This is a genomic window from Gammaproteobacteria bacterium, assembly GCA_003696665.1.
GTDB lineage: Bacteria > Pseudomonadota > Gammaproteobacteria > Enterobacterales.
In genome coordinates, this window is the sequence record RFGJ01000157.1 from 1 (window position 1) to 1,022 (window position 1,022).

Here is a 1,022-nt window from a genome sequence, read left to right on the forward strand (position 1 = left end):
AAGGCAGACAATGTACCTTTTTCAATCGCCGCTCGCAATTGCTGCATTAGGCTTTGGTAGTGATACAGGTTATGAACCGTGGCCAGCATTGACGCCAAAATTTCATTGCATTTAAACAGATGGTGCAGATACGCGCGGCTATAGTGTTGGCATGTGTAGCATTGGCAGTGTTCGTCCACTGGCAATGTGGACTGCTTGTGCACGGCATTTCGAATGCGAACTACACCCGTTTCGGTGAACAAATGGCCATTGCGCGCATTTCGGGTCGGCATCACACAATCAAACATATCAATGCCCCGCACCACCGCCTGCACAATATCTTCTGGTTTGCCCACCCCCATCAAATAGCGCGGCCGGTCGACCGGCATCAGTGGCGTGGTCGCATCCAGAATGTTGAGCATTTCGGCTTTGGGCTCTCCCACCGAGAGGCCGCCAATGGCATAACCATCAAACCCGATGTCCATCAGCCCGGCGAGCGACTGTTCGCGCAATGCCGGATACATACCACCTTGCACAATCCCAAACAACGCCGCAGGATTATCACCGTGCGCCTCCTTTGATCGACGCGCCCAACGCAAAGAAAGCTGCATAGACGCTTCCGCCTGCGCATATGTGGCTGGATACGGCGTGCACTCGTCAAAAATCATCACGATGTCCGAGCCAAGCTCACGCTGCACACGCATGGACGTTTCGGGGTCCAGAAATATCTTGCTGCCGTCTTTGGGCGAACGAAACGTCACGCCGTCTTCCGTAATTTTCCGGAGTTTGCCAAGCGAAAATACCTGAAATCCGCCCGAGTCCGTCAGAATTGGCCCGTCCCAATGCATAAAATCATGCAAGTCACCGTGTAACCGAACAATCTCGGTCCCCGGCTGAATCATCAAATGGAACGTATTCCCCAAAATGATCTGGGCGCCAATGTCCTTAAGGGTTTCCGGCAGCATGGCCTTGACCGTGCCATAGGTGCCGACCGGCATAAAGGCCGGGGTATCCACCACACCCCGCGGCAACAGCAAACGTCC

1 protein-coding gene is annotated in these 1,022 nt (G+C 54.1%); it reads right to left on the reverse strand.

The genetic code is table 11. The features are described 5' to 3' along the window. Positions 1–1,016 (reverse strand): tRNA guanosine(34) transglycosylase Tgt (locus D6694_04775; GenBank protein RMH45417.1); only part of this gene is annotated, 1,016 nt, incomplete at its 3' end. Positions 1,017–1,022 lie beyond the last annotated feature (6 nt).